The organism is Okeania sp. (assembly GCF_983059655.1).
Genome location: NZ_CEZPJD010000322.1, coordinates 1 through 2854, shown reverse-complemented (window position 1 = coordinate 2854; position 2854 = coordinate 1). Strand labels below are relative to the sequence as shown.

At 41.0% G+C, this 2854-nt stretch carries 3 protein-coding genes; 1 reads left to right on the top strand and 2 read right to left on the bottom strand.

Translation table 11 applies throughout. The features are described 5' to 3' along the window. Nucleotides 1-2005 (bottom strand): S8 family serine peptidase (locus AC3DU7_RS17965; RefSeq protein WP_488040685.1); only part of this gene is annotated, 2005 nt, incomplete at its 3' end. 389 nt (nucleotides 2006-2394) lie between these two features. Between AC3DU7_RS17965 and AC3DU7_RS17960 the strand changes: the two genes are divergently transcribed. Further along, entirely contained in the window at nucleotides 2395-2532 is a 138-nt protein-coding gene (locus AC3DU7_RS17960) for a hypothetical protein (RefSeq protein WP_488040684.1), read from the top strand. A gap of 27 nt (nucleotides 2533-2559) precedes the next feature. On the opposite strand, the gene AC3DU7_RS17955 is transcribed toward AC3DU7_RS17960, so the two are convergent. Continuing rightward, nucleotides 2560-2854 (bottom strand): hypothetical protein (locus tag AC3DU7_RS17955; RefSeq protein WP_488040683.1); only part of this gene is annotated, 295 nt, incomplete at its 5' end.

Here is a 2854-nt window from a genome sequence, read left to right as displayed (position 1 = left end):
TGTTAACTCCACCATTACGCCAGAGAATATCTGCTACTCCATCGGCGTTAAAGTCTGCTACTCCGGCTACATCCCAAGCTGTACCTAAACCTCCAGGATTAACAATACTGCTCCTTGTACCGTCATTATTCATCAACCAAATGTTGTTAACTCCACCATTACGCCAGAGAATATCTGCTACTCCATCGGCGTTAAAGTCAAAACGGACTGGGTTAGTGGGAGTGGTGTTTAATGAAGACAGGGCTTTAAACGCATTCAAGCGACCACCTGTTAATGTTTTTCCATCTAGTGCTGAAATCGGATCGGTATTCTCAAGAATAATGTCTTTGACCTCTTGATAACTCAAGTCAGGATTTTCTGCCAATACCAAAGCTGCCACTCCTGATACATGAGGAGCTGCCATGGAAGTACCGCTTAAGTAAGCGTAATCTCCTCCTGGGTAAGTGCTAGCAATTTGTGTACCAGGCGCACCTAAATCTACCGATGTTGCTCCATATTGAGAGAAACTAGATAAATTATCGTTATTGTCTGTGGAAGCAACTGAAATGATGTTGTCTAAATCGTAGCCGTCTGGGTAGTGAGGGTTAGTATCATTATCTGTGCCACTGTTACCTGCTGCTGCAATAAATAAAGAATCTGCTTCACCTGCTGCTGCGATCGCATCATACAATCCCTGAGAAAAGCCTCCCCCTCCCCAACTGTTGTTAGTTAGGTCTGCTCCCATCATTGTTGCATATTCTATTGCCTGAATTGCACCGAATGTATTGCCATTACCATTATCGTCTAGGAACTTGATCGCCATCAAATCAACGTCCCAATTTACCCCTACTACTCCTTGTCCATTGTTACCGTCTGCTCCAATGGTTCCCGCAACGTGAGTCCCATGACCATCAATAGGGTCTAATGGATCGCTGTCTCCGTAGGCAAAGTCATAACCATAAACATCATCTACATATCCGTTGCCATCATCATCAATGCCGTTACCAGGGGTTTCACCGGGATTAGTCCACATATTGTTGACCAAGTCTGGGTGAGTGTAGTCGATGCCAGTATCAATGACTCCTACTACTACATTGTTACTTCCTGTTTGAATATCCCAAGCTTCTGGCGCATCAATATCTGCATCAGAGGTTCCTCCTGTCTGTCCAGTGTTGTGAAGCCCCCACATTAGGTTGAAAAATGTGTCATTGGGAACTGTAGAATCAGTATTAATTGGGTCATTGGGAACTGTAGAATCAGCATTAATAATTGAGTCATTGGGAACTCTAGAATCAAGAGTAATAGTGTAGTTGGGTTCGATGTATTCTATTAGTGGGTTATTTTCATTGCGACTAATAAAATCTTCTACATCCCCTGGAATAGACCACAGTTGAAGACCTAGATCTGTTTTGGTGGTATTGATGGTGGTTGCTCCGAGGCGAGTTTGGAGGCTACTGAGAGAGCTAATCTTAGAAACTTCACGAGGTTTGACAATTACCTGTCCTGATGCAAAGTCAGTTTCCTGTTCCAAGTTGAAGAGACCACTATAAGTTCCCATTACCTCTGTTTGTAGTGCAGTCGGGAAGTTAGCTTTACCTGTATTTACCTCAAGCTCCCAGTTACCACCTTTGACTGCTGCCCCTGTCAGAGACTTAGAAGCTGCAATATTTGCTCCTGTCAAACCTTGCAACTTACTCACAAACTCCTCTCCTGCATCCCCCGCAGCAACATGACAACCATAAAGCAGGAGGCGATCAATATCCCAATGTTGGACTTGAGGTGCGTACTGTTGAAGGGTATCTAAACTCAGTTGAGTATTTCCCAGGTACAGACAACCAGGGGCACCGTGGGAGATAATATGAACAGTTTTCTGCCCTGGATATTGTTGTAAAATTTGGTCTACTTGTTGAATACCATCACTGGCAGTATGGAGAATAAAAGGTCTAGCTTCGGCAACCACACCATCAAATAATTGTTGATAGTTGTCCACTCCAGCATCAATAAAAACTAGAATTGGATTTTTCATTTTGCAGTTCAGAATTGTTTTTGTTTTCCGTACAAGAATACATAGTGGCGTTGTAAAATCAGGAAAATTTTAAAAATAAAACTTTAGAGCATTTTTCATTAATGGATAATTGATAATTACCTCTGGTTAAAACCGCTACGGAATTGAATATAACGATATCAGCGGACATGATATGAAATGACGAATATATCTGTTCAATCAGATCCACCACTTTCAGCAGAGCAAACTCTGTCCACTATATACGACTTACCAAGTGAAAATCAGGAGTAATATCAAATCCGTTTAATTCGGTATAAAAAAATATTCCATCTCCCCATCTCCCCATCTTCAACCATCTCCCAATCTCCCCATCCCCCCATCCTATGCTACCGGATTTAATATAACCTGGTTTGCCAGACGAATTTCACTACTTGCAACCAGGGTTGTTGCGCCAAACTTTTCAACCTCACAACTGGTATCCCAATTTATTATTCTGTGGCAGCAATATGAATCTCTACTATAATTTGCCCCTACAGATGGTTGTTTAAAAGTCAGTTTGCGTAAGTCCTGATGATTTAAAAAATTTGAATCCCTTCTGTCTTGGAATCAACTAGAACTGTATAAGCAGAAGCAGTTGCCTCTTGCTGTAACCTATTTTTACTCCTAAACTTATTAACTTCTTCTGTGAGTTGATTCATCTTAATTTTGATATTCTCCTCAGTTGGTTCTTCTTTTTTTTGGTTAAAAAAGTAATTGAAACACGATACTTCAGGATCGGTAATATCAATGATGTCATCTATTATTGAAAAACCCTCACTTTTAAGAAGAAATCGTAGGGTTGTTGGACTATACATATTAATATGACCGTAT